The sequence below is a fragment of the Campylobacter concisus genome, from assembly GCF_902460625.1.
Classification (GTDB): Bacteria; Campylobacterota; Campylobacteria; order Campylobacterales; family Campylobacteraceae; genus Campylobacter_A; species Campylobacter_A concisus_AD.
Genome location: NZ_CABPUT010000003.1, coordinates 111,837 through 138,037 on the forward strand (window position 1 = coordinate 111,837; position 26,201 = coordinate 138,037).

Sequence of the window (26,201 nt, forward strand, 5' to 3'; positions counted from 1 at the left end):
GCAAAGATGAAGCTTATAAAAATGCTAATTTTAAGTGCGTTTTTTGCACTAAATTTATTTGCGCTAACCGAAGGCGTAGAGTATCAAACTCTAGCAAAATCGCTTAATGTGCCTAAAAACTCGGTCGTTAAGGTCTTTAGCTACGACTGCCCACACTGCTATAAATTTGACCGAACTATCACAAGAAAGCTGATGTCAAAGCTTGAAGATGTGAAATTTATCCCATATCACCTAAGTACAAAAGGCAAGCTTGGTGAGACCGCAAGCAAAATTTTTGCTGCTCTTATCTTTATAGATGAAACAAATGGGACTGATCTACTAAGCGATGAGTCAAAATTTAAGCAAGCCAAATTTGCGATCTATAAAGCAAGACATGATGAAAAAGATGATTTTAATGATGGCAAAGACAAAGAGAGATTTATAAATTTAGCCCTTAAAGCAGCTCACGTGAGCAAGGACGACTACGAAAAAGCACTAAATAGCGACCGAGCAAAAGAGCTTTTAGACGCATGGTTTGCCTCTTATGATGTTGCAAGTATTAGCGGTGTGCCAGCTTTTGTAGTAAGCGGCAAATACTTAATAAATTTAAGCGCAGCTTCATCAATCGATGAGATGGCAAAGATCATACAAGAGCTTTTAGATAAGTAGTTTTGGCGGGTAATATCTGCAAATTTTGGTCTTAGAAATGTAAATTTAAAGCAATTTTAGATAAACTCAGACCAAAATTTCTAAGAAAAAAGAAAGGTTTAACAATGAATGCTTCAGAATTTATCTGGATGGATGGAAAATTAGTTAAATGGGACGATGCAAAAGTACACGTTCTAACTCACTCTTTACACTATGCTAATGCCGTATTTGAAGGCACAAGAGCTTATAAAACAAAAAAAGGTCTAGCTATTTTTAGACTCCAAGATCACACAAAAAGACTTTTAAGATCAGCAAAAATGACCGTTTTAAATGTACCTTACACTGAGGAAGAGCTTGAAAAAGCGCAAATAGAGCTTCTTCGTGCAAATAAATATAATGGCAATGTTTATATCCGCCCACTTATATTTTTAGGATACGGCGTAATGGGTGTAGCTCACACAAAAGCACCAGTGCAAACTGCTATCGCCTCATGGGAATGGGGTGCTTATCTTGGTGATGAAGGCCTAGAAAAAGGCATTAGAGTTAAAATTTCAAGCTTTGCCAAACTCGCACCTGCTGCTCAAATGAATAGAGCAAAAGCTAGCTCAAACTACCTAAGCTCACAAATGGCAAACTACGAGGCAAAAGAGGCTGGATACGACGAGGCGCTACTTCTTGATAGTGAGGGCTTTGTAGCTGAAGGCCCAGGCGAGTGTTTCTTTATCGTTGAAAACGGCGTTTTAATCACTCCACCAAACGACAACAGCCTACTTAGCATCACTCAAGATACAGTCATAAGACTTGCTCATGATCTTGACATAGAAGTAAGAAGAGAGCGCATCACAAGAGATCAGGCTTACACAGCTGACGAGGCATTTTTCACTGGTACTGCAGCTGAAGTAACACCGATAAATAGCATAGATAACCGCATTATCGGCAACGGAGCTAGAGGCGAAGTGACAAAGAGACTACAAAAAGCTTATTTTGACGTGGTTTATGGTCTAAACAAAAAATATGAATCATTTTTAACATATATTTAAAAATTTAAAGGAACGAAATGCCCGCTGATTTAAACGATTATTTCAATAAAAAAAAGCCAGGTAATGATAACAGAGGCTCTAGTCAAAATAGCGACAAAGAGCCGCCTTTCAAAAAGGACTTTAAAATGCCAAATCTACCAAGTGGTTTTGGTAAATTTGGAGCACTTGCCTACATTGTAATTGCAATTATTGCTATTTTTGCTATCACTCAGCCATTTAAAGTGATTCACTCAGGCGAAGTTGGCATAAAATCTACAGCAGGTAAATACGAGCCAAATCCTTTGCAACCAGGCTTTCACTTCTTTTTACCTTTTATCCAAGACATCATCATAGTGGACACCAGAGTTAGGATCATAAACTATACTTCTGGCGAGGATATGGGCGAATCAATGCAAAAATCATATCAAGGTGTTGGCGCTGGAATTTTACGTAAAAATTCTATTTCAGTGCTTGATGCTAGAAATTTACCAGTTAGCATTGATATTACTGTGCAATACCGTTTAAATCCAGAAAATGCCCCTCAAACTATTGCCTCTTGGGGTCTTAGCTGGGAGAGCAAGATAGTTGATCCTGTCGTTCGTGACGTAGTTCGTAGTATCGCTGGTAAATACACAGCAGAAGAGCTTCCAACAAAGAGAAACGATCTAGCAAGACAAATCGATGATGGCATAAGAAAAGACATCGACTCTCAGCCAAATAAGCCAGTTGAGCTTTTAACAGTGCAGCTTCGTGAGATCATCTTGCCTTCAAAGGTAAAAGAGCAGATCGAGCGCGTCCAAATCGCAAAACAAGAGGCTGAGAGAACAAAATACGAAGTAGAAAGAGCAAATCAAGAAGCCTTAAAACAAGCCGCACTTGCAGAAGGTACCGCTAAAGCTGCGATCATTGAAGCAAAAGGTAAGGCTGATGCCATTAAAATCGAGGCTGACGCAACTGCGTATGCAAACAAAGAGGTTGCAAAAAGTGTCGATCAAAATCTACTAAATTTAAAGCAGATCGAGACGCAAAATAAATTTAACGAGGCTCTAAAAGAAAACAAAGATGCTAAAATTTTCTTGACACCTGGTGGGGCTGTGCCAAACATCTGGCTAGATGCAAAAGATAAAGCAAGAGCTAGCTCAGTAAGCGAGAGATAAAAATGAATAGCGTAACAAAAAGTATAGACTGGCAAAAAGTTGGTGGATTGCTTCCAGTAGTGGTTTGCGATCATGCCACAAATGAAGTTTTAATGCTTGCTTACATGAACGAAGAAGCATTAGATTTAAGTCTATCTAGCCGTTACGCTCACTATTTTTCACGCACTAAAAATAGAATTTGGAAAAAAGGCGAAGAAAGTGGCAACACTCAGGAGATAAAGGCTGCTTTTTTAGACTGCGATAACGATACTTTGCTTTTAAAGGTGATTCAAAACGGAAGCGCTGCTTGTCACACTGGAGCAAGGTCGTGTTTTTTTAATGAGATAAATTTGCATGACGGTAAAATTTTAGATACAAAAGTTGAAGTCAAAAAAATAAATTATGGTGTGCTTGATGAGCTTTACCATGTGATAGAAGATAGAAAGCTAAATGCTAACCCTGAAACTTCATATGTGGCAAGTCTTTTTAAAAAAGGCGAAAATCAAATTTTAAAGAAAGTTGGCGAAGAGGCTGGCGAATTTATAATGGCCGCAAAGGATCTTAGTTTCGCAGAAAACTCAAAGCAAAATGAGCAAAAAGCAAAAGATGATCTGATCTATGAAGCAGCCGACCTTTGCTTTCATGCACTTGTAGCACTTTCAGCCCATAATATCCATCCAGATGCTGTAAAAAACGAACTTGCAAGGCGTTTTGGCATAAGTGGCATTGAAGAGAAAAGATCGCGAGATGTTAAACAGCATTAAGCACAACTTGCTTTTTGTATTGCAAAATGCAAAGCTCATTGATTTTCTAACCTATGGCTGGATATTTTTAGCATTTATACTAATTGTGCTTTTAGGGATTTTTATAGCGATAAAGTCATGGTGGCAGATAGGATTTTTATTTATTTTGGCTGATTTTTTTGGACTTTTTATAGGTAATTACTACGCGAACAAATATATAAATGAAAATTTAAGACCAGTTAGCATAAGCAAAATAACTACCAAACAGCTTCAATATGTCGATGCGCTAATGGTTGATTTTAATATTACAAATAATTCAAATAATATACTTAATATCTGTAAAATCGAGCTTGACTTCTATCTAAGCTCAAGGCAAAATACGAAAGACTTTTTTAACTCACTTAATCCATTTGCTAGAAAAAGAATCATCTTAAACGAGGAATTTTTGCCAAAGCAAAGCATTGAGATTAAAGAATTTGTCAATGATTTCGCATTTATAGATTACAATATCTCTAAAAAAGTGGAGTGTTTTTGATGAGCTCAGCATATTTTACGATCGTTCATATTATCGTTCTTTTTGCGATTGCTCTACTTTCTATTTTGTTTCTTGTTCTTTCACTTAGAGCTGAGCGAAAGTTATTTTTATCACTATTTTTTACAAACATTTTGGTCTCAACTACACTTGCTGTTTTTTTGATGCTAGTGCTTGATAAATATACAAAAAAAGGTATGCTCGAAAATGTAAAAAGTGAACGAATTTTACGAAATGAAAGTATTGTTTTTAAGGGGCAAGTGAGAAACATTGGTAAATTTACAATTAGCAACTGCACACTGACAGTCAAACTAATCAATCAACCGCTAAATAAAAATGACCTTGGCGGTGAAGCATTTTTTAAGCCAAGTGGGCTTTCATTTTTCTCATGGGTTCTTGGCACAGATAAGGATGAGAGGCCAAATACAGTTGAATATAAATTTGATGTAGCCAAAAATTTACCAAAGCAAAAAAGCACACCATTTACCGTATATATGCCATATCCGCCTTACTTTAAAAATGGCATGAATATCACAAAACTAAATTGCTACTAATCAAGTTAAAGCAAAATTTTACAAATTTCATAGGATAAAACGCTAAGTCTTGGTTTGATTTTAGATTAAATTTTATCTTTTTAGCATCTGCAATAAACACGATTTTTTAAGATAAAGATTTAAAAAGTACAAAGTATATCAAGTAGCCTGCCCAATTTTTGTAGGTCATTTAAAAAGAGCTGCTTTGTCTTTTGTGTAAATTCTTTTGCTTCTTCTAGGATTTTAGTCTCGGCTATATTATAAACAAACTCTTTTTTTAGGATCTTTGAACCTTTTTTATAAAAGAAATTTGCATCTATTAAGCTTGCAAAAAAGCTATCATCTCTTAAATAATAGTTTGTTGCCACATTTATATGCACTGGCTTTTGTAACAAAAAATCACCACAAACACTATTTTGTGAGCTAAATTTAACACTCTCAAGCACATCGGGCCTTATCTCATAAAATTTTATCTCATTAGCTTTTTTTAAAGCTAATATATCTCTTGATTTATTTAAATTTATAGAGTTGTTATTTACTTCAAGTACATTTATAGTACCCTTTGCAAGCGAATAAGCATTTAAAATCTTATCTTCTGCTAAAAAATTTACTATACCAAAAAATGGCACACTAGTATTTTGTTCTGTAAAATTTTGAGCAGTTTTTATTTGTAGCTGCTGTTTTGTGCCATTTATCTCATAGTAGCTTACGTAAATAGAAATTTCATCTTTTTTGCTTGGACTCTTTTGTGAGCAACCACTAAAAAATATTGCAACAAGCAAAAAAATGGCTAAATTTTTCACTTTATGAAATAGTCACCATCAAAGCTTACAAGCGAATATTTTCGCTCATTACCGATACTTTCTTTAAGTTCGTCTATACTTAAAAATTCTAAGCTATCTGCACCGATATATTCTCTTACTTCCTCTGCATTTTTTTTAGAGCTTATTAACTCTTCAAAGCTTGGCGTATCGATGCCATATCGCTCAGGGTATTTAAGCTCAGGGCAAGCGACTCTAAAATGAATCTCTTTAGCGCCCGCATGTCTTAAAAGATCAACCACTTTTTTTGAAGTAGTACCGCGAACGATACTATCATCGATAACAACGATACTTTTACCTTTTAGAACCGATGACATCGGATTAAGTTTTAGCTTGACTTTTAAATTCCTCATCTCTTGGCTTGGCTCGATAAAGGTTCTACCCACATAGTGGTTTCTAGTGATAGCTAGCTCAAATGGGATTTTGCTCTCATTTGCGTACCCAAGCGCTGCTGGCACGCCACTATCTGGCACAGGTACGACGAAATCTGCTTTAATTTTGCTCTTTTTAGCTAGTACTTCACCCATTTTTTTTCTAACTTCATAGACACTTTTACCTTCTATCACGCTATCTGGACGTGCAAAATAGATATATTCAAATGCACAAATTCTAGGATCTGGATCATAAATTTGGATACTTTGAAACTCACCTTTTCCATGTTCAAAAACTATCATCTCACCAGGCCTGATATCTCTTATAAAGCTAGCCCCAACAAGATCAAAAGCACAAGTCTCGCTAGCTACGATATATCCACCATCTTTTAGCTTGCCAAGGCTTAGTGGCCTAACACCCCAGCGATCTCTTATGGCAAAGGTTTTATGGCGTGACTGGATAAGCAGACAATAAGCACCCTTTATCTTGTCAAGTGCCGCAATAATACGGTCCTGCAAGTGTTTACTATGGTTTCTTGCAATTAGATGGATGATATTTTCAGTATCCATATTTGTCTGAAATATTGCACCATCCTTAATAAGCTCATCTCTAACCTCATCTTTATTTACCAAATTTCCATTATGGACGATTGAAATTTGTCCCAAAGAGTAGTTAGCGGCTATTGGCTGGGCATCACGACCTGAGTTTTTACCAGCCGTTGCATAGCGGTTGTGACCGATCGCCATATCACCCTTTAGTGATCTTAAAATTTCTTCATTAAAGACCTCTGTAACTAGGCCATTACCCTTGTGAGTAGAAATTTCTCCGTCATCACAAACACTAATGCCGCTCGCCTCTTGACCGCGATGCTGCATAGAGAATAACGCATAATACGCAGTCTTTGCTGCATCTTTAGAATTTATAATACCAACTATTGCACACATTTTTTTCCTTTAGTTTTCATCATCTTTGTAAATTTCAAGAACATTTTTGTAGTTAAACTTGATCTCATCGCCAGCATTTAAACAGCCTTTTGTAAATGATTCATTGTCTAAAATGCCGGTAAATTCGCCGTTATTTGTCTCGCCAACGACCACCCACATGCGCTCAACCTAAGCAAACTCATCATCTTCAAATCTAAATATAAGTTTTACTATATCGCCAGTTCTTAAATTTTGACGCTTTTCACGCTCCGACAGATAGAATTTATCACCAAATTATAGCTTATAGCTCTCTACATCATCAAGCTCAAATTTAATCATCAAGCCCTAAACTATCATCTATCGAATATAAGCCACTATTTTGATCTTTTAGCCAAATAGCAGCCCTGATCGCGCCTTTTGAAAAGGTTACCCTACTTGTTGCGGTGTGATTTAGCTCAATAAACTCGCCGTCATTATAAAAGCCAACTGTGTGGCGACCGACCACATCTCCACCACGAAGTGCCATAACTGCGATCTCGTCCTTGCTTCTTTCGCCCACCATGCCAGCTCTACCAGTGACTAAAACATCTTTTAAATTTAGATCCCTAGCCTCAGCCACGCAATCAGCTAAGGTCATCGCTGTGCCGCTTGGAGCGTCCTTTTTGTGCCTGTGGTGTTGCTCTACGATCTCTATGTCAAATTCTCTTAATGTTTTTGAAGCAATCCTTGCAAGGCGGTTTAGAACAGCCACACCAAGACTCATATTTGTTGCGTAAAGAATAGGCATAGTTCCAGATGCTAGGTGAAGTAAGTTTTTATCTTCATCATCTAGGCCAGTCGTACCGATAACTAGTGGTTTTGGATTGGTTCTAGCGTAGTTTAGCAGTGCCATGGTCGCCTCTTTTTGACTAAAGTCGATTATCACATCGCATGCTTCAAAAAAATTAGCAAAGTCATTTGTCAAAAGTTCGCTATTTAAATTTTCAACCTGATTTTTTTGGCTAAAAGCGATGCTTAAAGTGGCATCTTTTTCATCTTTTAAACAAGAAATGATACTTTGAGCCATCTTTCCACTAGCACCATAAAGGCCTATTTTTACCAAAATTTATCCTTTGATTTTTGGTTGAAATTTAACATAAAATTTATTATAGATAGATTACAAATAGGCTTTAAAAATGCGTATAAAATCAAAATTTTAATAGAAAAAAGAAGAGAAATTTAGCCAAAAATTTGGCTAAATTTGAGTATTAATGCAAGCTTTCTATGTAGCTCATAGCGCTAAGTGCAGCCACTGCGCCATCACCTGCTGCTACGATGACTTGCTTTGGAGCGTCTTCTCTGATATCACCTGCTACAAAGAGTCCATTTAGGCTAGTTTGCATCTTAAGATTTGTCTTAACCTGTCCGCCATCAACCATCTCGCAGATAAATTTGCCATTTTCGTCTTTTAAAATTTCGTTATTTACATTTAGCCCGACAAAGGTAAAAATTCCCGGCACATCAAGCACGCGCTCACCATTTTTGGTATCAAGCACGATCTTCGTTAGTCCCATTTTATCACCAAGCGCCTCTTTTATCGTCGCACTTGTTATAAATTCGATCTTTTCATTTTTTCTAGCTTTTTCAACTGTAGTTGGCGCCGCTCTAAATTCGTCACGTCTATGGATTAAATAGACTTTTGAGCAGATATTTGCTAGATAAAGCGCCTCTTCAACAGCTGTGTCACCACCGCCAAGAACAGCCACTTCTTTGTTTTTGTAAAAAAAGCCATCGCATGTTGCGCATGTACTAACACCTTTGCCAAAGAATTCATCCTCACCTTTAAAGCCAGCGCGTCTTGGGGTTGAGCCAGTTGCTACGATGACAGCTTTTGCCTGCTCGCTCTTGCCGCCTTCAAGTAAAATTTCAAAGCTGCGGTCGCTATTTTTTCTAACACCAACGACGTTTGCCCACTTATGAACTAGTCCAAATGCACTACACTGCTTCCACCAAGTGCTCATAAAGTCAAAACCGCTCTCGCCAGGGGCTTTTTGGCCTGGGTAGTTTTCTATCTCTGAGCTCGAGGTGATCTGACCGCCAGGCTCGCCTTTTTCAAACATTACAACATTTTTTAATCCGCCTCTAGTGGCGTAAAGTCCGGCGCTTAGTCCTGCTGGACCGCCTCCGATGATCGCTAAATCAAGCATAATTTTCCTTTATTCTAAAACATTTATGGGCGAATTTTGTTTATAAATTTCGCCCCTTTGATGAACTATCTCAACACTACTTGGAAGCTTTGTAATGCTCAAATTTCGCATCAGCTCCAAGACCGTATTAATATCCGAGCTTATATATTTTAGTGTTGAGTTTGACTCATATCTTTTTTGAAAGATATCGATTGCCACAACTGTTTCATTTTTGATTGGTAAAATTTCATCTAATTTTGATTGATTTGAGCTGAAGATTAAAAGCGTGTATTTTGGCTCTTTTGGAGTGAAAATCTCGCTTTTTTCGTAAAAAACTAGCTTCGCAAAATCAACAAATTTATATTGTGAAAAACGATAGTTGCTATACGCAAATGCAGCTGCTATCATAGCTGCACCAAAAAATGAACCAAATATATATGTAAGAGGAAGTAGGCTTCCTCTTCTTTTTTCGCTCATTAAAGAAGCGAATTTAGTTTGTCAGTTAAGGCTTGTTTTGACTGTGCACCGACCATTTGCTCAACTAACTCGCCATTTTTAAAAAATAGCAATGTTGGGATCGATCTGATGCCAAACTCAACTGCAAGATCTTGCACTTCATCAGTGTTCACCTTGCAAATTTTTGCTTTGCCGTCAAATTCTTCAGCAAGCTCTTCAATCACTGGAGCTAGCATACGGCAAGGTCCGCACCATGGAGCCCAGAAATCTACTAAAGCAACGCCTTCTTTTGTAACATCAAAATTTTCTTTTGTAAGTTCGATGTATTTTCCCATTTTTTCTCCTTATTTTCAAGATGTGGCAATTATACAAAATTAAATTTAAATTTTATCTAAATAATAAATTTTATTATAAACTAATATTTTCTATAAACTCGAAATTTTTATTTTTTATAACTAGCAAATCAAGCTGAAAATCTCTGTTTGGCTCGTTTTTCATCATATAAAAATTTATAGTTTTTAAAATTTTCGTGTATTTTGCTTGATTTAGCCTATACTCCGCCTCATACTCTTTGCTAGTCGCTTTTACCTCTATAAAATGTAAAATTTTATCACTGCTTAGAGCAATAATGTCGATCTCGCCAAATTTAGAGTGAAAATTTCTCTCTAAAATGACAAAACCAAGTTTTTGTAAAAATTCACACGCCCTATCTTCTGAGCTTTTGCCAAAGAGATACTCTTTTAGCCCCAAGCTACTCCTCGATCCTCATCATAAATGGCTCTTCTTTTATATACTCTTGCTCTTTTAAAATTTCAATTGTCCTTCTTACATCAGCCTCAAGACTCGTATGTGTCGTAAAAAACAATACCGCAAATTCGCTCTCATCTTTTGGTTTTTGAAGTATGCTATCGATCGATAAGTTATTTTCGCTCATTAAATTTGTAATCTTTGCTAGCACACCCATTTTATCCTCGACCTTTAATCTAAAGTAGTACTTCGTCTTTATCCTATCGCGATCAAGCAGCTCAAGCGTATTTAATTCAAAAGGTGCTTTATATCCTAGCATTGGCGATTTGCTATCTCTTGCGATGTCGATAAGATCGCTGATCACCGCGCTTGCCGTTGCGTCGCCACCAGCTCCAGGTCCATAGTACATCGTCTCACCAACGACCTCACCAACGACACTGATCGCATTTGTCACACCACTTGCCTTTGCTATCATTTTATTTTGTGGCACAAGCGCTGGATGTACACGTAGTTCGATTTTACCCTCACTTTTTTTGGCAATTGCTAGAAGTTTTATTGAGTATTCGAAATCTTTTGCGAAAAATATATCTTCAGGTGTAATATTTTGAATACCTTCGATCAAAATATCCTCTGGATCGCCGTGTACACCGTATGCGATGCTTGCCAGTATAAGAAGCTTATGAGCCGTATCAAAGCCACCCACATCAAAAGTAGGATCAGCCTCAGCGTATCCAAGCTCTTGCGCCTTTTTAAGTGCGTCTTTAAAATTTGATCCCTCGTCCATCATCGAGGTTAGGATAAAGTTACTAGTTCCGTTTAGTATGCCATTTATACTAACGATATGGTTTGCGCTTAAGCCTTCTCTTAAGGCTCTAATGATCGGTATGCCTCCAGCCACACTTGCTTCAAAGCCAAATGGTATATTTTTGGCTAAATTTTGCAAGGCGTATCTATGATAGGCAAGAAGTGCTTTGTTTGCGGTTACAACTGCTTTTTTTCGCTTTAAAATTTCACTCACAACCCTAAAAGGCTCTTCCACACCACCCATAAGTTCGACAAAAACATCGATATCATCGCGATTTATAACGCTATTTATATCGTCAGTCAAAGGGATGCCCGCATCTCTTTTTTTGTTTAAATTTCTAACCACACCGATAACTGGTACGATCTCTTCGCCACTTCTTGCTGCGATTAGCTTTTTATTTTTTAGTAAAATTTTAGCAACTGACTCACCGACGGTTCCAACGCCTAATATCGCTACATTCATTCAAATTCTTTCAAATATTTTTTTATATTTCTTGCTGCTTGTCTTATTCTATTTTCGTTTTCGATAAGAGCTAGACGCACATAGTCGTTTCCGCCCTCGCCAAAACCAATACCCGGACTAACTGCTACTGATGCCTTTGTAAGAAGCTGCTTTGAAAACTCAAGGCTGCCCAGATGACTAACTTTTGGCGGTAGTTTTGCCCAGATAAACATACTAGAGCTTGGTTTTTTAAGCTCCCAACCAGCCTGAGCAAAGGCCTCTATCATCACATCTCTTCTTTTTTCATAAATTTGGCGTATCTCTTCAACGCAGCTTTGATCGCCGTCAAATGCGACTGTGGCAGCCACCTGTATCGGCGTAAACATGCCGTAATCAACCCACGATTTTATCTTTTTAAGTGCAGCGCAAAGTCTCTTGTTTCCGCACATAAAGCCAACTCTCCAGCCAGCCATATTGTAGCTTTTTGAAAGTGTATAGCACTCGACTGCAACGTCTTTTGCACCATCAACCTCAAAGATACTTGGCGTTTTGTAGCCATCAAATGTAAGATCAGCGTAGGCGATGTCAGATATGACGTAAAATCTCTCTTGCTTTGCAATACTTACAAGACGCTCGTAAAAGCTCTTTTGCACTGTCACGGTCGTTGGATTGTGAGGGAAATTTACGACTACGTATTTTGGTTTTGGCGAGCTTGCGTGTATAGTCTGGATCAAATTTTCAAAAAATTTATTCTCATCTAGCTCAAATTTATCGTTGTAATGAAGTGGCATTTTGGCTACGCTTCCACCAGCAAATAAAAATGCCTGTGTATGTATCGGATATGCAGGATCAGGCACGATAGCCACGTCGCCTGGGTTTATCACGGCTTGAGCAAGATGCACAAAGCCCTCTTTGCTGCCCATTGTGGCGACTGCTTCAGTTTCTGGGTCTAAATTTACGCCATATTTTCTCTTATACCAGTTGCAAATGGCAAGGCGGAGCTTGTAAATTCCAGCACTGGCTGAGTAGCCGTGGGTTTTATCTTTTTGCGCGCTTTCGCATAGTTTATCGACGATGTGCTGCGGTGTTCTGCCCTCTGGGTTGCCCATAGAAAAGTCGATGATGTCCTCGCCAGCTCTGCGTGCTGCCATTTTTATAGCATTTACTTCGGCAAAAACGTAGTTTGGCAAACGCTCAATTGTATTAAATCTTATCTCATCAAACACTGCTTACTCCTATTTTATAAGCTTGATAATTATCTCATTTTTTATATTATTTATATCAACATTGTCGCTAATTAATGCGTATTTTGCGCCTATTGCTAAATTTATAGAAATGGCGGTTTTTGCTTGCTCTTCTTTTATAGAGTCGATCTGATTTAAATTTTTATCATAAATCCTAACAAGTGGCATCCATCTATTTGACTCTTTTGATGCGATATCCAGACTACTTGCACCCTCAACATCAACAAAATAAGTACCACCGCTTTTTAAAAGTGGCGTCTCTTCGTCAAAATTTACCTTTGTAGCCTTAAGAATCATATTCTGAGCATCTAAAAATATCTCTAAATTCCCATCAACCCTATCAAATCCTAAAATTTTAAAACCGCTTTGACTAAGCGCTAAGCTTAATAAACTTGGATCTATTCCGCCATTTTTTATGGCTGAAATTCCATAAGAAATTTGATCTCCATTTTTTAGAGAATTTATCCTTGAGATACTTATGTTGGCATCATCCAGAGTTGAATTTATTGATTTTACAAATAATGTAGAAGGAACTTTTTGCTCGCTTATAAATTTCAAATTCAAACTATTTGAACTAAATGAAATGCTATCGTAACTTGAGTTTTGTTTTAATCTTAATACTAGCTCATTGACATTGAGTGAGCCATTTTGGTCTAAATTTTCTAAAGAAATTTGCACATTTTCAACATTGCTTAAAGCACTTGCACTAGTTTGTAAGCTAAAAGCATAGGCAAATACACTAAAAGCGGTAAAAATCGCTATTTTTCTTACCAAGATTTACCCTTGTTAAGTTCTACAAACTCATCATAGCTCACAAATTTCATCTCTCCTTTTTCTACTAAAAATCTAGCTGGACGGCTTGGATTATATTTTGTCACCTTGTCGCCAATCTTTAGCTCAATGTTACCATTTCCACAAACCACAAGCTGTCTTTGGTCTAAATTTATATTTATGCTTTTACTTGTGTCGTTTGATACTTTTTGACCATTTTCAAGATTAATGATGCCTATCCAGACACGTTGTTTTGGTGTAATGACCGCCTCATTTAGTGGCTTTGTAATGTTTTGCTCTATCTTAGGAGCTGGCTGAGCTGCCATGCTTGGCTTTACAGCATTTTGCTCCATGTTTGCAGGACTTGTTGTCACATTTTGCTCAACTGGAGCTGAAATTTTTACGCTTGATATGTTTGCTTCTATTTTAGGGCTATTTTGAGAGATGGTGATATTTGTATCGATGATATTTTTCTTCACCTCATTTACTATGCTTGACTGCGAATAGCTCACGCTTTTATTCTCATCATTTAAAAACGATAAAAAATTCTCGATATATTTGTAAGCATCAAAATGATATGCCCCACCAGCGATAATAGCTAAAATGATGAGCCAAAATAAAAATCCAGCACCGCCACTACCGCTTTGTTTTTGTATGGTAATATCTTTTGGAGTGTAAGAAGAAATTTTTGGAGTAACTTTAGTTTTGTGACTCTCATCTGGAGTATTTTCTTGCATAAAGGCATCATATTCAGCGAGCAACTCGCTCAAATCAACATCATATTCACGTTGCAAAATCTTGGCATAGCCTCTAATATTTAAACGTGATAATTTTTCAAAATTTTTATCAAAAATATATTGTAAAAATGTAGGCTCAATATGCGTTTTACGTGAAATTTCCTTTATACCTATCTCTTTTAAATTTTCAATCTCATTCATCTATCATCCTGTCACAAATTATTGCAAAAGCTGCACTTACATTTAAGGAGTCCCAGCCCTCTTTTAACTTTATACCAATACACTCATCACACTTCGCTAGAGCCTTTTGCGGTATGCCTTCGCCCTCTGAGCCCATCACCAAAGCTCTCTTACCAGCAAACTTCATCTCTTTTACGTTTTTGCCATCACTTGCTGTTGCATAAATTTTAAAACCAAATTGCTTTAGTTCATTTAATAAACTAAGTCCGTCTTCAAAAATCGCTATTGGTATCTCATAAGCAGCACCACTACTTGATCTTAAAACGCCTTGCATATTTATACTTTTTGCCACTATCACAAGACCTTCGCAGCCTAGAGCATAAGCACTTCTAGCGATAGCACCGATATTGCCAACATCGCTTATGCCATAAAGAATAGCGATAAAATTTAGCTTTTTAAGCTCGGCAATGTCTGAAAATTCAAACTCACTAACATTTGCTAAAAAACCTTGATGGTTTCCGCCGCGAGCTAAAGACTGCGCTTTTTGATTATCCACGCGAATAATTTTTTTGCCTGTGCCACAAATTTTAGAGAAGAGTTTTTTGTCACACTCTTTTGAGAGATATATCTCTTCTAATATCTGTGGTCGCTTGTTCAAAATATGTAAAAATAGTTGTTTTCCGTATATTATCATGGTAACTTATGGTAGCTAAAGTCAATTAAAATTTAACTTATTTTTGTATGTAGCTAGAGTAAATTTTACACTTTCGTTTTAGTGTCGCTTAGTAGTTTTGTAGCCTATAATTTAAGCTTTTATAAGCTCATCATATATCTTTTTTGCATCTTCTCCAGTTATTTTGTTAAGCAATTTTGCTTTTACTTTTGGGGCAAGATCAAGCGAAAGTATCTCATCTTTTGTGATATTTTGAGTGGCTGTTTTGTCACTTTTTGAGATGACAACCGCCCACTCACCGTTTAAATTAGCCTTTTCTAAAGTTTTTACTAAATTTTTAGCTTTTTCCTTAAATTTAGTTTCAAATTTTTTCGTAGCCTCTTTTATGGCAAAAATTTCTCTCTCAGGTTCTAGATTTGCGATGCTTTGTACTAAGCCTAGTATGCGTTTTGGACTTTCATATATCACAGCCGGATAGGCTAAATTTAGAGCATTTTGGATAGAGAGAGCTCTATCTCTACCAGTGTTTGGCAAAAAGCCTAAAAAGACAAATTCCTTATCGCAAAGTCCACTTGCGACCACACTTAAAAGTGCCGCATTTGCTCCGCTTAAAATTTCATATTCAATGTTATTTTTTTGAGCATATCTTACTAGGCTAACACCTGGATCGCTGATACCTGGCATACCAGCATCGCTCATGTAGGCTACATTCTTACTAAAAAAATCATCACTTAAATTTGTGAAAAAGTCATCTTCGTTATGAGTATGAAGCGGGATAAAATTTGAGATATTTATATTTGCGTCAAAGCGTTCATTTAGCAAGTTTATAAGACTTTTACAGACTCTTGTATCTTCGCAGATAGCTATCTCGCATTCACGCAAAATTTTGATCGCACGAAGCGAGATATCTTCTAAATTTCCTATTGGAGTAGGAATAAAGTAGAGCAAGGCTTATTTTTGAGCGTATTTTTTCTTAAATTTCTCAACACGGCCAGCACTGTCAACTATCTTTTCGCTGCCTGTGAAAAATGGGTGGCACTTATCGCAAATGTCAATTCTAATTTCGCTTTTGTTTGACTTTGTTTTAAAAGTGTTTCCGCAAGCACAAGTTACAGTGCAATCTACGTATTCTGGATGGATATCTTTTTTCATCATTTTTCCTTTATTATTTTTGGGCTAATTATCTACATTAAAAGTTGCTGATTATATAAAAAGAAATCTAAAAATCAAATAAATTAAGCTAGGAATTTTGCAGCCACTGAGATAACCGCAGTCTGTGATCTTAAGATATTTTTAGTATTTAGGCAGTAGCTATTTTTAAATTTAGCCGTCTCATCCTCACTAAATCCACCCTCTGGACCGATTATTAAAAGCTCATCATCTTTTTTTTCATTTAAGCTTTTACCGCCAAAATTTATAGCTGAGACATTTTTATAAAAGCTCATTAGTTCGTCTAAATTTTTATAAATTTCAAACTCCATTAGTGAAGTTCGTCCGCACTGCTCGCAAGAGAGAGCATTTATGTAGTTTAGCCTTTCAATATCTATCTTAAAATTTGCTTGAGAAAATTTAGTATAGACAAAAACTATTTTACCAACGCCAAGTTCGTTTAAAAATGGCAATGTCTTTTCTATCGTCTTTGGATCGACGATAGCCCAAGCGATCGTAAAGTCGAATTTTTGCTCGCCATTTGAGCTGGCAAAGACAAGACTTAAGCTCGCACTTCGCCTATCTATCTCATCAATTTCATAAATATACTCTTTAAAGTCTCGTAAATTTCTAACACTTATTCGCTCACCAGCTTGCATTCTTCTAGCTTTTAGGTGCAAAAAAGCTTCATTTACTATTTTTAAGCTTTCATTACCTGCATTTTTATCATATAAAAATTTCATCTAAATCCCTGCAACTACAACTAAAACAAGATCACAAAATCCCTTAATAAGGGCAAATTTTTTAAATTTTTCTAAGTCGCCATTAGTTGCATAAATTTTTAATCTTTTAAAACCTATGGCACTAAGTGCGATTAAAATTATTAAGATGATTAACATTTTTATGGCATTAAATTTAAACTCATATCCATAATACGCCCATAAAATAAGTCCAGTAAGTGTAAGAAAACTAAGTAGCATATGATAAATCGGTAAAAAATATCTTATACGAAGCACATAGTTTTTACTATTGCTGCTAAACCGAGTAAGTATTAAATAAAGTATATTACAGGCAACTAGCGCATAAAAAAATGTCACATGAAAAGGCAAAGTGTATGCAAAAAGCGAGGAGAGATGTTCGTTCATTTCTTATCTTTAGAAGGCTCGTTCTCTTCGACGACTGGCTCAGGCGGGAGTTGTTCATCAATTGTGACATTTGCGTCTGGTTGAGCTATGGTCACGTCACTCGGCACTGGCTCGCTAATATCATTTTTAGCCTCATCTTTATCTCCACAACCCACAAATAGACCAGCTATAAATAAAAAAGAAGTTATAATTTTTTTCATCAAACGTCCTTTGGAATTTCTATTTTTAACCTATTTTTCATTTTCTCAAATAAATTTTTATCTTCCCACTCTTCTATGATAGCATCTGAAAATTTGATCTCATCTAGTCTTATCTCGCCCATTTGCGCATTTACGGCGTCCTCTTTAAAGCACTGTGCATAGCCCGTATCAGTCTCATGCACGATAATGCTATGAAGCTTCACTTCACGCTCACCGTTGTTCATCACACTAAGCTCAAGTAGTCGCTCGATCACTACAAAAAATATACGGCAAAACTGCTCTGCACTTGGATTTAGCGGGATCTCGATCCATCTTGCCGAGTGCTTTTTTAGATCATTTTTATATTCATCATTATCGCCTGAAAATATTGTCGTAGCGTGATCAAAACTATCAATGATCGTTTTTATATTTTGCTTCATTAAGCCAAAATCATAGACCATGCCGGCGTTATCAAGAAAATTTGAGCTAAGTAAAATTTCAGCCACATAACTGTGTCCGTGGATGCTAGTCCTACAACGCTTTGAGCTGCAAAATCTCACAATATGTGCATTTTCAAATCTAAAAAGCTTTCTAATAATCATCAAACACCTTCTTTATCGCTCCAAAGCCTGATATGGATACGCTCTGAGTAGTTAAATCCGTGCTTTATGGCAAATTCTGCTGTTTTTAAAGCATTTTCGTTTAGCTCAGCTTTATTTGCCCCTATTGCCATGCACCAAACTGGCAAATCAACTTGATTTTTTATATTTATAATTTCGTCTAACTCGCTTTTATCAAAGTGCGAGAGGACAAATTTTAAAAAGCTGCTTCTTGCATTATTTTTAATAGCCAAAATAGCATCTAAATTTATACGTTTTTGCTCATTAACTCCGCTATTTGCTAGCTTTACTCCAAGTGCAAAATGGCATTTTTTATAAATTTCATATTTAGCAAAATTAATTAAGATAGTGCCATTCGTCTCAAAATGCACTTCAAAATCTTCAAGCAATTTCTTTACCAAATTTATAAAATTTTCATTTTCATACCAGATGAGCGGCTCGCCACCGGTCAAAACAATGATAGGTTTTTGCATTAAGCCTTTACATAGGTTATTAACTAAACCTAAAATTTCATCTACGCTGTAAATTTTATAATTAAAATGCCCTTTAAAAACAGCCCTTATGCTATCACATCCCAGTAAGCTTTCGCCAGTTTTTAAAGACTTTGTTTGCACGCCAAAGCCAGAGCAGTTTAGGTTGCAACCTAAAAAGCGTAAAAATATAGCGAGTCTGCCTTGGTGAGCCCCCTCGCCTTGGATACTTAAAAACGCCTCAACTAGCTCTAGCTCTTTGCTCATCAACCACCAGTTTGATAAAAGGCACGCGAAGAGGTTTCATTGCTAGCGCCTATCGCCCATTTGTTCTCTTTTGGCTTGTTTGCTAGTACTTGCCTTAAAATTTCACTTGCAGCTACGATATCACCTTTTTCAACCGCTTTTTTGATGCTAAGAGCCTCTTCAAAGTAAAGACAAGGTATCAAAAGTCCCTCAGCACTTAGCCTGATACGGTTGCAACTCTCGCAAAAGTCGTGCTTGTGTGGATCTATGATGCCAAATTTATAACCATCATCAAGCCTATAAATAGACGCGGGCGCATTTGGTAGTTTTCCATCTTTTGTGACATTATATTTTTGTGAGATGATTTTTAAAATTTCATCGCTACTTAGCCCTTTTAGATCATCTTTAGCGTGTGAATTTTCCATATACTCAATAAATCTGATCTGAGAATCTCTAAATTTAGCAAACTCGAGCAAATTTACAAGCTCATCATCATTTACACCTTTTAGTGCAACAGTGTTGATTTTTACCTTTAATCCAGCATCATGAGCTGCTTCAAAGCCAGCTAAAACTTCGTGTAAAACGCTTTTTTGTGCAATAAATTTAGCCTTTTGCTCATTTAGCGTATCAAGCGACATATTTACGCGCTTTAGTCCAGCATCTTTTAGCCTTTTGGCAAAGTGTGAAAGCATATAACCATTTGTAGTAAGCGCTAGATCGATGTCTGGATTATAATCACTTATCATCTTTATAAAAACGTCCAAATCCTTACGTACAAGCGGTTCGCCACCAGTGATTCTTATCTTTTTTATACCTTCATCAATAGCCACTTTTACAAATAAAAATAACTCTTCAAAGGTTAATAAATTCTCTCTTGGCGTCCAGCTAAATGGTGTTGTAGGCATACAATACCTACACCTAAAGTTGCAACGCTGAGTTACAGAAATCCTTAAATAATCAACAACCCGACCATATTTATCGATTAGCATAAAGCACCTTCTTAAGCTTGGTTAGAGCTTTTTATAATTTTTTCAATTATATGTTAAAAGATTTAAATCAAAATAAAAATTTAAGCCAATTTTTGTAGTTTAAGAGTAGATTAGTCTTTTTAAAATTAGCCTGCAAATTTAGGCTAATTTATGAAATTTAAGCACAAACTCGACTCGCCCCATTCCAACATGAAGGTCCTTTGCGATCATCGCTGCACTTTTTCCGTCTTTAAACATTTTTAAAATTTGCTCTTCTTCATTGATGACGCTTGGTGCGATTTTATTAATATCTCTTGTTCGCTCTTCAAGACTAACTATCCTATCTTTTTGCTCTGTTGCAAAATCATCAATTACTCGCTCAATACTCTTAATCGCACGAATTATTGGTACAATCTTTTCATTTATTTGCAAATCAATATTTTCTTTTATCTGTTTTTTAAGCGGCTCATATTGTTCACTATTTTTAAATGCCTCGCCCTCAAGCATTGAAATTTGCTTTTTTAGATTGAAATTTTCTTGCATAACGCTTTCTATCGCTCGCTCAAATCTCGCAAATTTCTTATTTGTCTCACTATCTTTTATCAACATTAAAGCTACTATTATCGCCAAAACGATACCAAAGCCTAAAAAAATATAAATTTCCATATTTTTCCTTTACGAATTCGCTCTCATTTCTCTTATCATTACACGCTCTCTAGCTGTTACGTAAGCGTTCCAGTCGGCTTCATCCTCTTCGTGCATATTTTCTATCTTTGCTAAGTTTTCACTAACAGCTCTTAAATAAAGACTCAAATTTCTCTTTGGAAAGATAGGCATAGCAATCCTTGCGTAGTAAATTTCATCTTTTATAAATTTTTCTTCACTTATTTTGATGTGTGTAAAACCGATTTCTTCGATACTCGTCCTCTCTTTTAGTGGCAAATATTGCTTATGTTCGTTTTTAATATAATCACTCAGCGCATCAACTTTTCTATGAAGCTCGATCAGCAAAGTTAATAAAACTTGATCGCTCTCTTTGGTTTCGCCACGTGATTTAGCTCGTTTTAGCCAAGCCCCAAGTGCATCCTCTTCGCCCGGCAAGATGGAGTCAAACTCTCTTTTAAATTTCTCGCTCCCATCTTTATCAGACTCAAATTCCATATCAAGAGGTGCTTTAAACAGCTTAATCTCGCTCATAATACGCTAATCCAAACAAAGATAAAAAATAAAATTCCCAGATAGCCATTTAACGTAAAAAATGCTCTATCTATCTTGCTAAAGTCGCGTCTTACGATCCTATGCTCAAGAAATAAAATAACGCCACTTACTAAAATTCCAAAAAATGCCATCGCTCCAAGCCCAGCTGCCCAAGCAAAAAGTAGCCAAAATATAAAAGCTAAAGCGTGAAAAATGGCTGATAAAAAAAGTGTAGCCTTGTCGCCATAAATAGCTGGTATGCTAAAGAGCTTGTTTTCTTTATCAAATTTCATATCTTGAAGCGAGTAAAGCAAGTCAAATCCAGCTACCCAAAATGTCACACCAAGGCAAAGCAGCACACTCCAAAGCGGTATAGCAGCGCTCACTGCGACAACGCCAGCAATGGGAGCAAGACCTAAGCTAAGGCCAAGCACCAGATGTGCTAGCTCGCTAAAGCGCTTAAATAGCGAATATCCACCAAGAACAGCTAAAATAGGAAAACTTAGCCAAAATGCGAGCGAATTTATAAAATAAGCGCATACGATAAAAATAAACGCATTTGCCGCAATAAAAAGCTGCATATTGCTTCTACCGATACGACCATCAACGCTTGGACGGCTCGCAGTTCGCGGATTTAGCTTATCGATATCTTCATCTTTGTATCTATTAAAAGCCATAGCAAAATTTCTAGCACTAACAGCGCAAAAAGTACCTAAGATAAGTAGTTTTAAGCCAAACCAAGCCGAGCCACTTTCTATCTTGCTAGCAACTATCATAGCAACAAAAATAAAAGGCAAAGCAAAAACAGAATGCTTAAAAACGATAAGTTCAGCGATAATTTTTAATTTTTCTATCATTTGATAAATTTCCATTTTCTTTAAAAATGGTTGATTTTACACCATTTTGCTTTAAATTTGAATTTATATTATCATTACAAGAATAATTTAAAACAAAGGGTTATTATGGGAAAAGTAGCGATTATTGGAGATAGTTTTAGTGCATTATTTACGGCTTACGAATTAGCTAAAAAAGGTGAAGAAATTTTAATTATTAGCAGCCAAAAAGATGATTTTACAAATGGAATTTTAACGCCTTTTGGTACACACGCTCTTGCAAAAGATGGAGCGATATCTAGCTCGTTTATGGGGCTAGTTAGCAAAAAAAGCGAGCTTGATATAAGTATTTGCTTAAATGAAAATTTTAGAGCTTGGATGACAAATTTTACACTTAAATCAACCAAAGCTCACGACAAAAAGATGCAAATTTTATTTTCAAAATTTGGTAAGAAAAGCTTTGAATTTTTAAGAGATTTAAACAACAAATATCCGCAGATAAATTTCGATGAGAGCGGCGTTTATCTACTTTTTAGCAATGACGAAAGCTTTAAAAAAAGGCTTGATGAGATAAAAGTTGCCCATAGCGAGCAAGAAATTTTAAGTGTAGATAAAGAGCTTGCAAATTTTGGGCTAATAAATAAAAACATAAAAGGCGCTATAAATTTAGCCAACAACGCAAGTATTGATACAAATGAGCTAAAAAAAGCTTTGATAAATGAGCTAAATTCTCTTGGGGTAAAATTTATAAATGATGAAATTTATGAGCTAAAAACGCAAGGACAAATAGTACAAAAAGCTACCGGCAATAACGGCGAATATGAGGCCGATAGCTTTGTGATCGCTTCAAAAAATTTAGAGCTTTCAAATAAGCTAGGCACGAGCTTAAATGCGATTTTGGCTAAATTTTATACTATTGATCTTAGCCTAAATGAAGGGCAAATTCCTAAAAAACCAATCATTTTAAATGATCTATTTGCCAAAATTTATCCAACTAAAAATGGCGTTACGATTATTACAAATTTACAAGTCGGCGCTATCGATACGCTTGTTAAAACTGAAAAGATTAATGCATTTTTAAATGAGCTAAAGATACATCTTGGCATAAGCGAGCTAAAAGAGCCTAGCTTTAGAGCAAACTACGTGCTTCTTAGCTCAAACGATAAGCCAGCTCTTGGACGCGATAACATATATAGCAACTTGATCTATAACCAAGCTTATGGACTAAATGAGCTTAGCTTTGCTCCGTATTTTGCCGGTGTTTTGGCTAGTCTTATAAAAGATGGCAAAAATAACGAGGAAAATGATGAAATTTTACTCTTTAGCTCGTTTTACGAGGGCTAGACTTGTTTAAAGAATTTGCAATAATTGGCACCACGGCAAGTGGCAAAAGCGATCTTGCATTTGAGCTTGCAAAGAAGCTTAATGGCATCATCTTGAGTCTTGATTCGCTTGCACTTTATAAAGAGATAGATATCGCCAGTGCAAAGCCAAATAAAGAGCAGCTTGAAGCCATAAAGCACTTTGGTGTAGATGAAATTTATCCTGATGAAGAATTTAGCGTTGGGGCATTTTTTGAAATTTATAAAAATGCAAAGAATTTTGCGCGCTCACAAGACTGCCCACTCATCATTACAGGAGGTAGCGGATTTTATCTAAAATCAATGCTTAGCGGACTTGCACCAGATGTGCCAAAATGTGAGCTAAATTTAAGCAATGAAGAAATTTATGAGCTAGCTGTAAAAATCGATCCTGAGTTTGTAAGCAAATTTAGCCAAAACGACTCTTATCGCCTCGAAAAGTGGTATCAAATTTATAAATTTAGTAGCCAAATCCCAAGCATTTGGCTAAGAGAAAATACTAAAGAGAGCATCATAAAAGAACTAGCGATATTTGAAATTTTATGGGATAAAGATGAGCTTAGAGAACGTATCAAAAAGAGAACAAAAGGCATGCTTGAAGCTGGGCTCATAGATGAGGCGAAATTTTTGTTTAATAAATACAAAAGTGAGCCAAAACCTCTAAAATCAATAGGCTTAAAAGAGTGCAAGCAATTTTTAGATAAAGAAATTTCTCAAAACGAGCTTGAAGAGCTCATAGCTACGCATACGGCACAGTTAGCAAAACGTCAGCGAACCTTTAATCGCTCGCAGTTTGAAAAAAAATTTGTGGGTGACTTGGATCAAACTAGAAGTGAAATTTTAAAATTTTTAAGAGAATAAAACTAGCCCACAAGGGCTAGTTAATAAAATCAAATAGGCATAACCCTAATTTTTGGGCTTAAGCTCTCTTGTAAGACATTTTCAATCGCGTAAAGAGTGCCAGTTGAGCCACTTGCACAGCCCGAGCAAGCACCAAGATAGCGGATATAAATATCAGTATTTTCGCCGTTATCATTTCTAATATCTAAAATTTCTAGATTTCCGCCATCCATCTCGAGCATTGGGCGAATTTCTTTATCTATGACAGACTCGATTGCTTTTAACTGCCCTACCATCGTCATATTTTCAAAACTAATGTCACCTAAAGTGTGATTTGCTTGGGCATTTGCCTGAGCTTCGATCTTCTCACGCTCCATCTCAGCCCTAGTATCACGCAAAATATCTACCAAATAATATTCTCTTTTTTCATGACCACCAGGCTTTACGCAAGACTTGCAAAATGCACCAGCTTTGGTGTATTGCGTGATCTCTTCAACTGTGTGAAGGTCATTTAGTCTTATCACTTCTTTAATCGTACCAAGGCTTACCCTAGCGCACTCGCAAACGATGATCTCATCTTCAAAATGCTCTGGATCTATGCCTTTATAGCTTGCAGCTGCTGCTTTGATAACGTCATACGCCATAACTGAGCAGTGCATCTTTTGGGGTGGAACTGCTGGCGTTTCTGGATTGTCACGCATAGCCTTTTCGACATCAAGGTTTGTGATCTTGACTGCTTCATCAACTGTTTTGCCGATACAAAGCTCAGCCATAGTATCAGAGCTAGCTATCGCTGTGCCACAGCCAAAGCTTTTAAATTTAGCATCTATTATTTTGTCTGTCTTTTCATCAACAAGCCAGTATAGCCTAACCGCATCACCGCAGCTTTCTGCACCAAAGTCAGCCACAATAAGCTTTGCGTTTGCCTTTTTAGCATCTTCTTCGGTTATCTCTCCCATAAATTTAGGATTATTCATCCTATCTTGCACTACCTTAGAATACTCATCCCAGATAGAGCCTCCGATCAAATTATTCTTTGCCATGTTATTTTCCTTTAAATTTTATAATCCGCTCTTATGCCATTCTGGGGCGTAGGCAAATGTACTAGAGATACCTCTTAGTCTATTTACTGCTTTTGTTATGTGCTCGATCGCATAATCAATCTCTTCTTCTGTATTAAATCTAGAAAGAGATAGTCTAAGTGCGGTGTGAGCCAGCTCTTTATCTGCCCCTATGGCCTCCATTATTGGGTTACTCTCTAATGTTTCACTTGCACATGCTGAGCCAGTTGAAGCTGCGATGCCAGCCTTGTTTAGATCCCAAAGCATAGCTTCGCCTTCAACGCCTTTTATAGAAGCCAAAATGGTATTTGGCACACGTTGTTCTTTTTTTCCTACAACGCTAACGTCAGGAATTTTTAAAATTGCATCTTCAAGCTTATCACGCAAACGGCGAACATGAGAGTGCTCATAATCCATAAATTTATTTGCCAGTTCAAGTGCTTTACCCATGCCGATGATGCCAGGAACATCGAGCGTGCCACTTCTGCGTCCACCCATGTGCTCGCCACCATGAAGCAAGCTACTTAGTGGCATACTATTTTTTATAAATAGTGCTCCAACACCCTTTGGTCCGTGAAATTTATGCGCAGAAAAGCTTAAAAAATCAACGTCAAGATATTGGACATTTATCTTTATCTTACCAACTGCTTGAACCGCATCCGTGTGGAATAAAGCTCCATATTCATGAGCGATAGTAGCAAGCTCTTTTACAGGAAAGATCATGCCAGTTTCGTTATTCGCGCTCATTATAGAAACAAGCGCTACATTCTCATCCATTACAGCTCTTAGCTGTTCTGGAGTGACTATGCCATCGTTATTTACATCTAAAACAGTAAGCTCTACGCCATATTTTTCTAAAAATTTACAAGTCGCCAAAATAGCTGGATGCTCAACTGCGGTTGTTACGATACGCTTTTTCTCGCCAGTTGCTATTTTGTCAAAGTAGATGCCTTTTACTACCCAGTTGTTGCTCTCAGTCGCGCATGAGGTAACGACGATATCATCGCTATCTTTTGCGTTTAGTCCGGCATAGAGCTGATCTAGCGCCGTTCTTAAAGCTGGATGTGTTTCAGAGCCAAATTTATGAAGCGAATTTGGATTGCCGTATTTTTCACAAAAATATGGCTTCATAAGCTCAAAAGCTTCAGGATCAACCATTGTTGTAGCGTTATTGTCTAAATATACTCTCAAATTTAAAACCTTAATT

At 36.7% G+C, this 26,201-nt stretch carries 34 protein-coding genes; 8 read left to right on the top strand and 26 right to left on the bottom strand.

Annotation, left to right across the window (positions count from 1 at the left end):
* Positions 1 to 6 precede the first annotated feature (6 nt).
* From F3G69_RS02725 to F3G69_RS02750, 6 genes are all read left to right on the top strand, one after another.
* Positions 7 to 648 carry a thiol:disulfide interchange protein DsbA/DsbL gene (locus tag F3G69_RS02725; RefSeq protein ID WP_149714334.1) on the top strand — a complete coding sequence of 214 codons (642 nt, stop codon included), beginning with the start codon at positions 7 to 9 and terminating at the stop codon, positions 646 to 648.
* Positions 649 to 752: 104 nt separating this feature from the next.
* The gene (locus F3G69_RS02730) at positions 753 to 1,667 is read left to right on the top strand and encodes a branched-chain amino acid transaminase (RefSeq protein ID WP_054196075.1); all 915 of its coding nucleotides are present in this window, start codon (positions 753 to 755) and stop codon (positions 1,665 to 1,667) included.
* Between the two features lie 17 nt (positions 1,668 to 1,684).
* Entirely contained in the window at positions 1,685 to 2,803 is a 1,119-nt protein-coding gene (locus tag F3G69_RS02735) for a prohibitin family protein (protein WP_021090685.1), read from the top strand.
* Between the two features lie 2 nt (positions 2,804 to 2,805).
* Positions 2,806 to 3,546, top strand: a complete 741-nt coding sequence (gene hisIE / locus F3G69_RS02740) for a bifunctional phosphoribosyl-AMP cyclohydrolase/phosphoribosyl-ATP diphosphatase HisIE (protein ID WP_149714335.1) — start codon at positions 2,806 to 2,808, stop codon at positions 3,544 to 3,546.
* Complete coding sequence (locus F3G69_RS02745) at positions 3,530 to 4,060, top strand: DUF2393 family protein (RefSeq protein WP_149714336.1); 531 nt, start codon at positions 3,530 to 3,532, stop codon at positions 4,058 to 4,060. Before hisIE ends, F3G69_RS02745 begins: the two co-directional genes overlap by 17 nt.
* Positions 4,060 to 4,611: a DUF2393 family protein gene (locus F3G69_RS02750; RefSeq protein WP_021090969.1), complete on the top strand. Its 552-nt coding sequence runs from the start codon at positions 4,060 to 4,062 to the stop codon at positions 4,609 to 4,611. Before F3G69_RS02745 ends, F3G69_RS02750 begins: the two co-directional genes overlap by 1 nt.
* A gap of 119 nt (positions 4,612 to 4,730) precedes the next feature.
* On the opposite strand, the gene F3G69_RS02755 is transcribed toward F3G69_RS02750, so the two are convergent.
* From F3G69_RS02755 to mqnP, 24 genes are all read right to left on the bottom strand, one after another.
* Positions 4,731 to 5,393, bottom strand: a complete 663-nt coding sequence (locus tag F3G69_RS02755) for a DUF8095 domain-containing protein (protein WP_103600264.1) — start codon at positions 5,391 to 5,393, stop codon at positions 4,731 to 4,733.
* Positions 5,390 to 6,727, bottom strand: a complete 1,338-nt coding sequence (gene purF / locus F3G69_RS02760) for an amidophosphoribosyltransferase (protein WP_103560479.1) — start codon at positions 6,725 to 6,727, stop codon at positions 5,390 to 5,392. The genes F3G69_RS02755 and purF overlap by 4 nt, the downstream gene beginning before the upstream one ends.
* A gap of 9 nt (positions 6,728 to 6,736) precedes the next feature.
* A complete protein-coding gene (locus F3G69_RS09250; RefSeq protein WP_188115323.1) occupies positions 6,737 to 6,886 on the bottom strand; it encodes a hypothetical protein in 150 nt (49 codons plus the stop codon).
* 151 nt (positions 6,887 to 7,037) lie between these two features.
* Entirely contained in the window at positions 7,038 to 7,808 is a 771-nt protein-coding gene (gene dapB, locus F3G69_RS02765; protein ID WP_149714337.1) for a 4-hydroxy-tetrahydrodipicolinate reductase, read from the bottom strand.
* Positions 7,809 to 7,953: 145 nt separating this feature from the next.
* A complete protein-coding gene (locus F3G69_RS02770; protein WP_149714338.1) occupies positions 7,954 to 8,892 on the bottom strand; it encodes an NAD(P)/FAD-dependent oxidoreductase in 939 nt (312 codons plus the stop codon).
* Between the two features lie 9 nt (positions 8,893 to 8,901).
* Positions 8,902 to 9,348, bottom strand: coding sequence for a hypothetical protein (locus F3G69_RS02775; RefSeq protein ID WP_054196066.1), 447 nt, complete (start codon positions 9,346 to 9,348; stop codon positions 8,902 to 8,904).
* Complete coding sequence (trxA, locus tag F3G69_RS02780) at positions 9,348 to 9,662, bottom strand: thioredoxin (RefSeq protein ID WP_149714339.1); 315 nt, start codon at positions 9,660 to 9,662, stop codon at positions 9,348 to 9,350. Before trxA ends, F3G69_RS02775 begins: the two co-directional genes overlap by 1 nt.
* Before the next feature lie 73 nt (positions 9,663 to 9,735).
* A complete protein-coding gene (locus tag F3G69_RS02785; protein ID WP_149714340.1) occupies positions 9,736 to 10,077 on the bottom strand; it encodes a YraN family protein in 342 nt (113 codons plus the stop codon).
* 1 nt (position 10,078) lies between these two features.
* Positions 10,079 to 11,341, bottom strand: a complete 1,263-nt coding sequence (locus F3G69_RS02790) for a homoserine dehydrogenase (RefSeq protein ID WP_149714341.1) — start codon at positions 11,339 to 11,341, stop codon at positions 10,079 to 10,081.
* Positions 11,338 to 12,546, bottom strand: coding sequence for an LL-diaminopimelate aminotransferase (locus F3G69_RS02795; RefSeq protein ID WP_149714342.1), 1,209 nt, complete (start codon positions 12,544 to 12,546; stop codon positions 11,338 to 11,340). The genes F3G69_RS02790 and F3G69_RS02795 overlap by 4 nt, the downstream gene beginning before the upstream one ends.
* Positions 12,547 to 12,555: 9 nt before the next feature.
* Complete coding sequence (locus F3G69_RS02800; RefSeq protein ID WP_149714343.1) at positions 12,556 to 13,338, bottom strand: hypothetical protein; 783 nt, start codon at positions 13,336 to 13,338, stop codon at positions 12,556 to 12,558.
* Complete coding sequence (locus F3G69_RS02805; RefSeq protein WP_149714344.1) at positions 13,332 to 14,273, bottom strand: phosphatidylglycerophosphate synthase; 942 nt, start codon at positions 14,271 to 14,273, stop codon at positions 13,332 to 13,334. Before F3G69_RS02805 ends, F3G69_RS02800 begins: the two co-directional genes overlap by 7 nt.
* Positions 14,266 to 14,946 (bottom strand): 23S rRNA (guanosine(2251)-2'-O)-methyltransferase RlmB, encoded by a 681-nt coding sequence (gene rlmB / locus F3G69_RS02810; RefSeq protein WP_107690683.1) that lies wholly within the window; start codon positions 14,944 to 14,946, stop codon positions 14,266 to 14,268. The genes F3G69_RS02805 and rlmB overlap by 8 nt, the downstream gene beginning before the upstream one ends.
* A gap of 111 nt (positions 14,947 to 15,057) precedes the next feature.
* Positions 15,058 to 15,873 carry a 16S rRNA (cytidine(1402)-2'-O)-methyltransferase gene (rsmI, locus tag F3G69_RS02815; RefSeq protein ID WP_149714345.1) on the bottom strand — a complete coding sequence of 272 codons (816 nt, stop codon included), beginning with the start codon at positions 15,871 to 15,873 and terminating at the stop codon, positions 15,058 to 15,060.
* A 3-nt stretch (positions 15,874 to 15,876) separates the two neighbouring features.
* Positions 15,877 to 16,077 (bottom strand): 50S ribosomal protein L31, encoded by a 201-nt coding sequence (rpmE, locus tag F3G69_RS02820; RefSeq protein ID WP_002942443.1) that lies wholly within the window; start codon positions 16,075 to 16,077, stop codon positions 15,877 to 15,879.
* A gap of 83 nt (positions 16,078 to 16,160) precedes the next feature.
* On the bottom strand, positions 16,161 to 16,817 hold the full coding sequence (locus F3G69_RS02825) for a 16S rRNA (uracil(1498)-N(3))-methyltransferase (RefSeq protein WP_149714346.1): 657 nt from the start codon (positions 16,815 to 16,817) through the stop codon (positions 16,161 to 16,163).
* A complete protein-coding gene (locus F3G69_RS02830; RefSeq protein ID WP_149714347.1) occupies positions 16,818 to 17,219 on the bottom strand; it encodes a hypothetical protein in 402 nt (133 codons plus the stop codon). It lies immediately after the preceding gene.
* A complete protein-coding gene (locus tag F3G69_RS02835) occupies positions 17,216 to 17,419 on the bottom strand; it encodes a hypothetical protein (protein WP_021090529.1) in 204 nt (67 codons plus the stop codon). Before F3G69_RS02835 ends, F3G69_RS02830 begins: the two co-directional genes overlap by 4 nt.
* A complete protein-coding gene (locus F3G69_RS02840; RefSeq protein ID WP_149714348.1) occupies positions 17,419 to 18,000 on the bottom strand; it encodes a 6-pyruvoyl trahydropterin synthase family protein in 582 nt (193 codons plus the stop codon). The genes F3G69_RS02835 and F3G69_RS02840 overlap by 1 nt, the downstream gene beginning before the upstream one ends.
* Entirely contained in the window at positions 18,000 to 18,755 is a 756-nt protein-coding gene (locus F3G69_RS02845; protein ID WP_149714349.1) for a 7-carboxy-7-deazaguanine synthase QueE, read from the bottom strand. Before F3G69_RS02845 ends, F3G69_RS02840 begins: the two co-directional genes overlap by 1 nt.
* Positions 18,755 to 19,723: a GTP 3',8-cyclase MoaA gene (moaA, locus tag F3G69_RS02850; protein WP_149714350.1), complete on the bottom strand. Its 969-nt coding sequence runs from the start codon at positions 19,721 to 19,723 to the stop codon at positions 18,755 to 18,757. The genes F3G69_RS02845 and moaA overlap by 1 nt, the downstream gene beginning before the upstream one ends.
* A 138-nt stretch (positions 19,724 to 19,861) precedes the next feature.
* The gene (locus F3G69_RS02855) at positions 19,862 to 20,368 is read right to left on the bottom strand and encodes a DUF6115 domain-containing protein (RefSeq protein WP_021091068.1); all 507 of its coding nucleotides are present in this window, start codon (positions 20,366 to 20,368) and stop codon (positions 19,862 to 19,864) included.
* Positions 20,369 to 20,377: 9 nt separating this feature from the next.
* Entirely contained in the window at positions 20,378 to 20,899 is a 522-nt protein-coding gene (locus F3G69_RS02860) for a hypothetical protein (RefSeq protein ID WP_103600280.1), read from the bottom strand.
* Positions 20,896 to 21,756 carry a menaquinone biosynthesis prenyltransferase MqnP gene (gene mqnP, locus F3G69_RS02865; RefSeq protein ID WP_103600281.1) on the bottom strand — a complete coding sequence of 287 codons (861 nt, stop codon included), beginning with the start codon at positions 21,754 to 21,756 and terminating at the stop codon, positions 20,896 to 20,898. Before mqnP ends, F3G69_RS02860 begins: the two co-directional genes overlap by 4 nt.
* Before the next feature lie 105 nt (positions 21,757 to 21,861).
* Between mqnP and F3G69_RS02870 the strand changes: the two genes are divergently transcribed.
* Both F3G69_RS02870 and miaA read left to right on the top strand, forming a co-directional pair.
* On the top strand, positions 21,862 to 23,076 hold the full coding sequence (locus F3G69_RS02870; RefSeq protein WP_149714351.1) for an FAD-dependent oxidoreductase: 1,215 nt from the start codon (positions 21,862 to 21,864) through the stop codon (positions 23,074 to 23,076).
* 2 nt (positions 23,077 to 23,078) lie between these two features.
* Positions 23,079 to 23,954 carry a tRNA (adenosine(37)-N6)-dimethylallyltransferase MiaA gene (gene miaA / locus F3G69_RS02875; RefSeq protein WP_149714352.1) on the top strand — a complete coding sequence of 292 codons (876 nt, stop codon included), beginning with the start codon at positions 23,079 to 23,081 and terminating at the stop codon, positions 23,952 to 23,954.
* Positions 23,955 to 23,983: 29 nt separating this feature from the next.
* Here miaA and F3G69_RS02880 read toward each other — a convergent pair whose 3' ends face one another.
* Both F3G69_RS02880 and F3G69_RS02885 read right to left on the bottom strand, forming a co-directional pair.
* On the bottom strand, positions 23,984 to 24,976 hold the full coding sequence (locus F3G69_RS02880) for an iron-sulfur cluster assembly scaffold protein (protein WP_103600284.1): 993 nt from the start codon (positions 24,974 to 24,976) through the stop codon (positions 23,984 to 23,986).
* A gap of 18 nt (positions 24,977 to 24,994) precedes the next feature.
* Entirely contained in the window at positions 24,995 to 26,185 is a 1,191-nt protein-coding gene (locus F3G69_RS02885; RefSeq protein ID WP_103600285.1) for a NifS family cysteine desulfurase, read from the bottom strand.
* Positions 26,186 to 26,201: the final 16 nt, after the last annotated feature.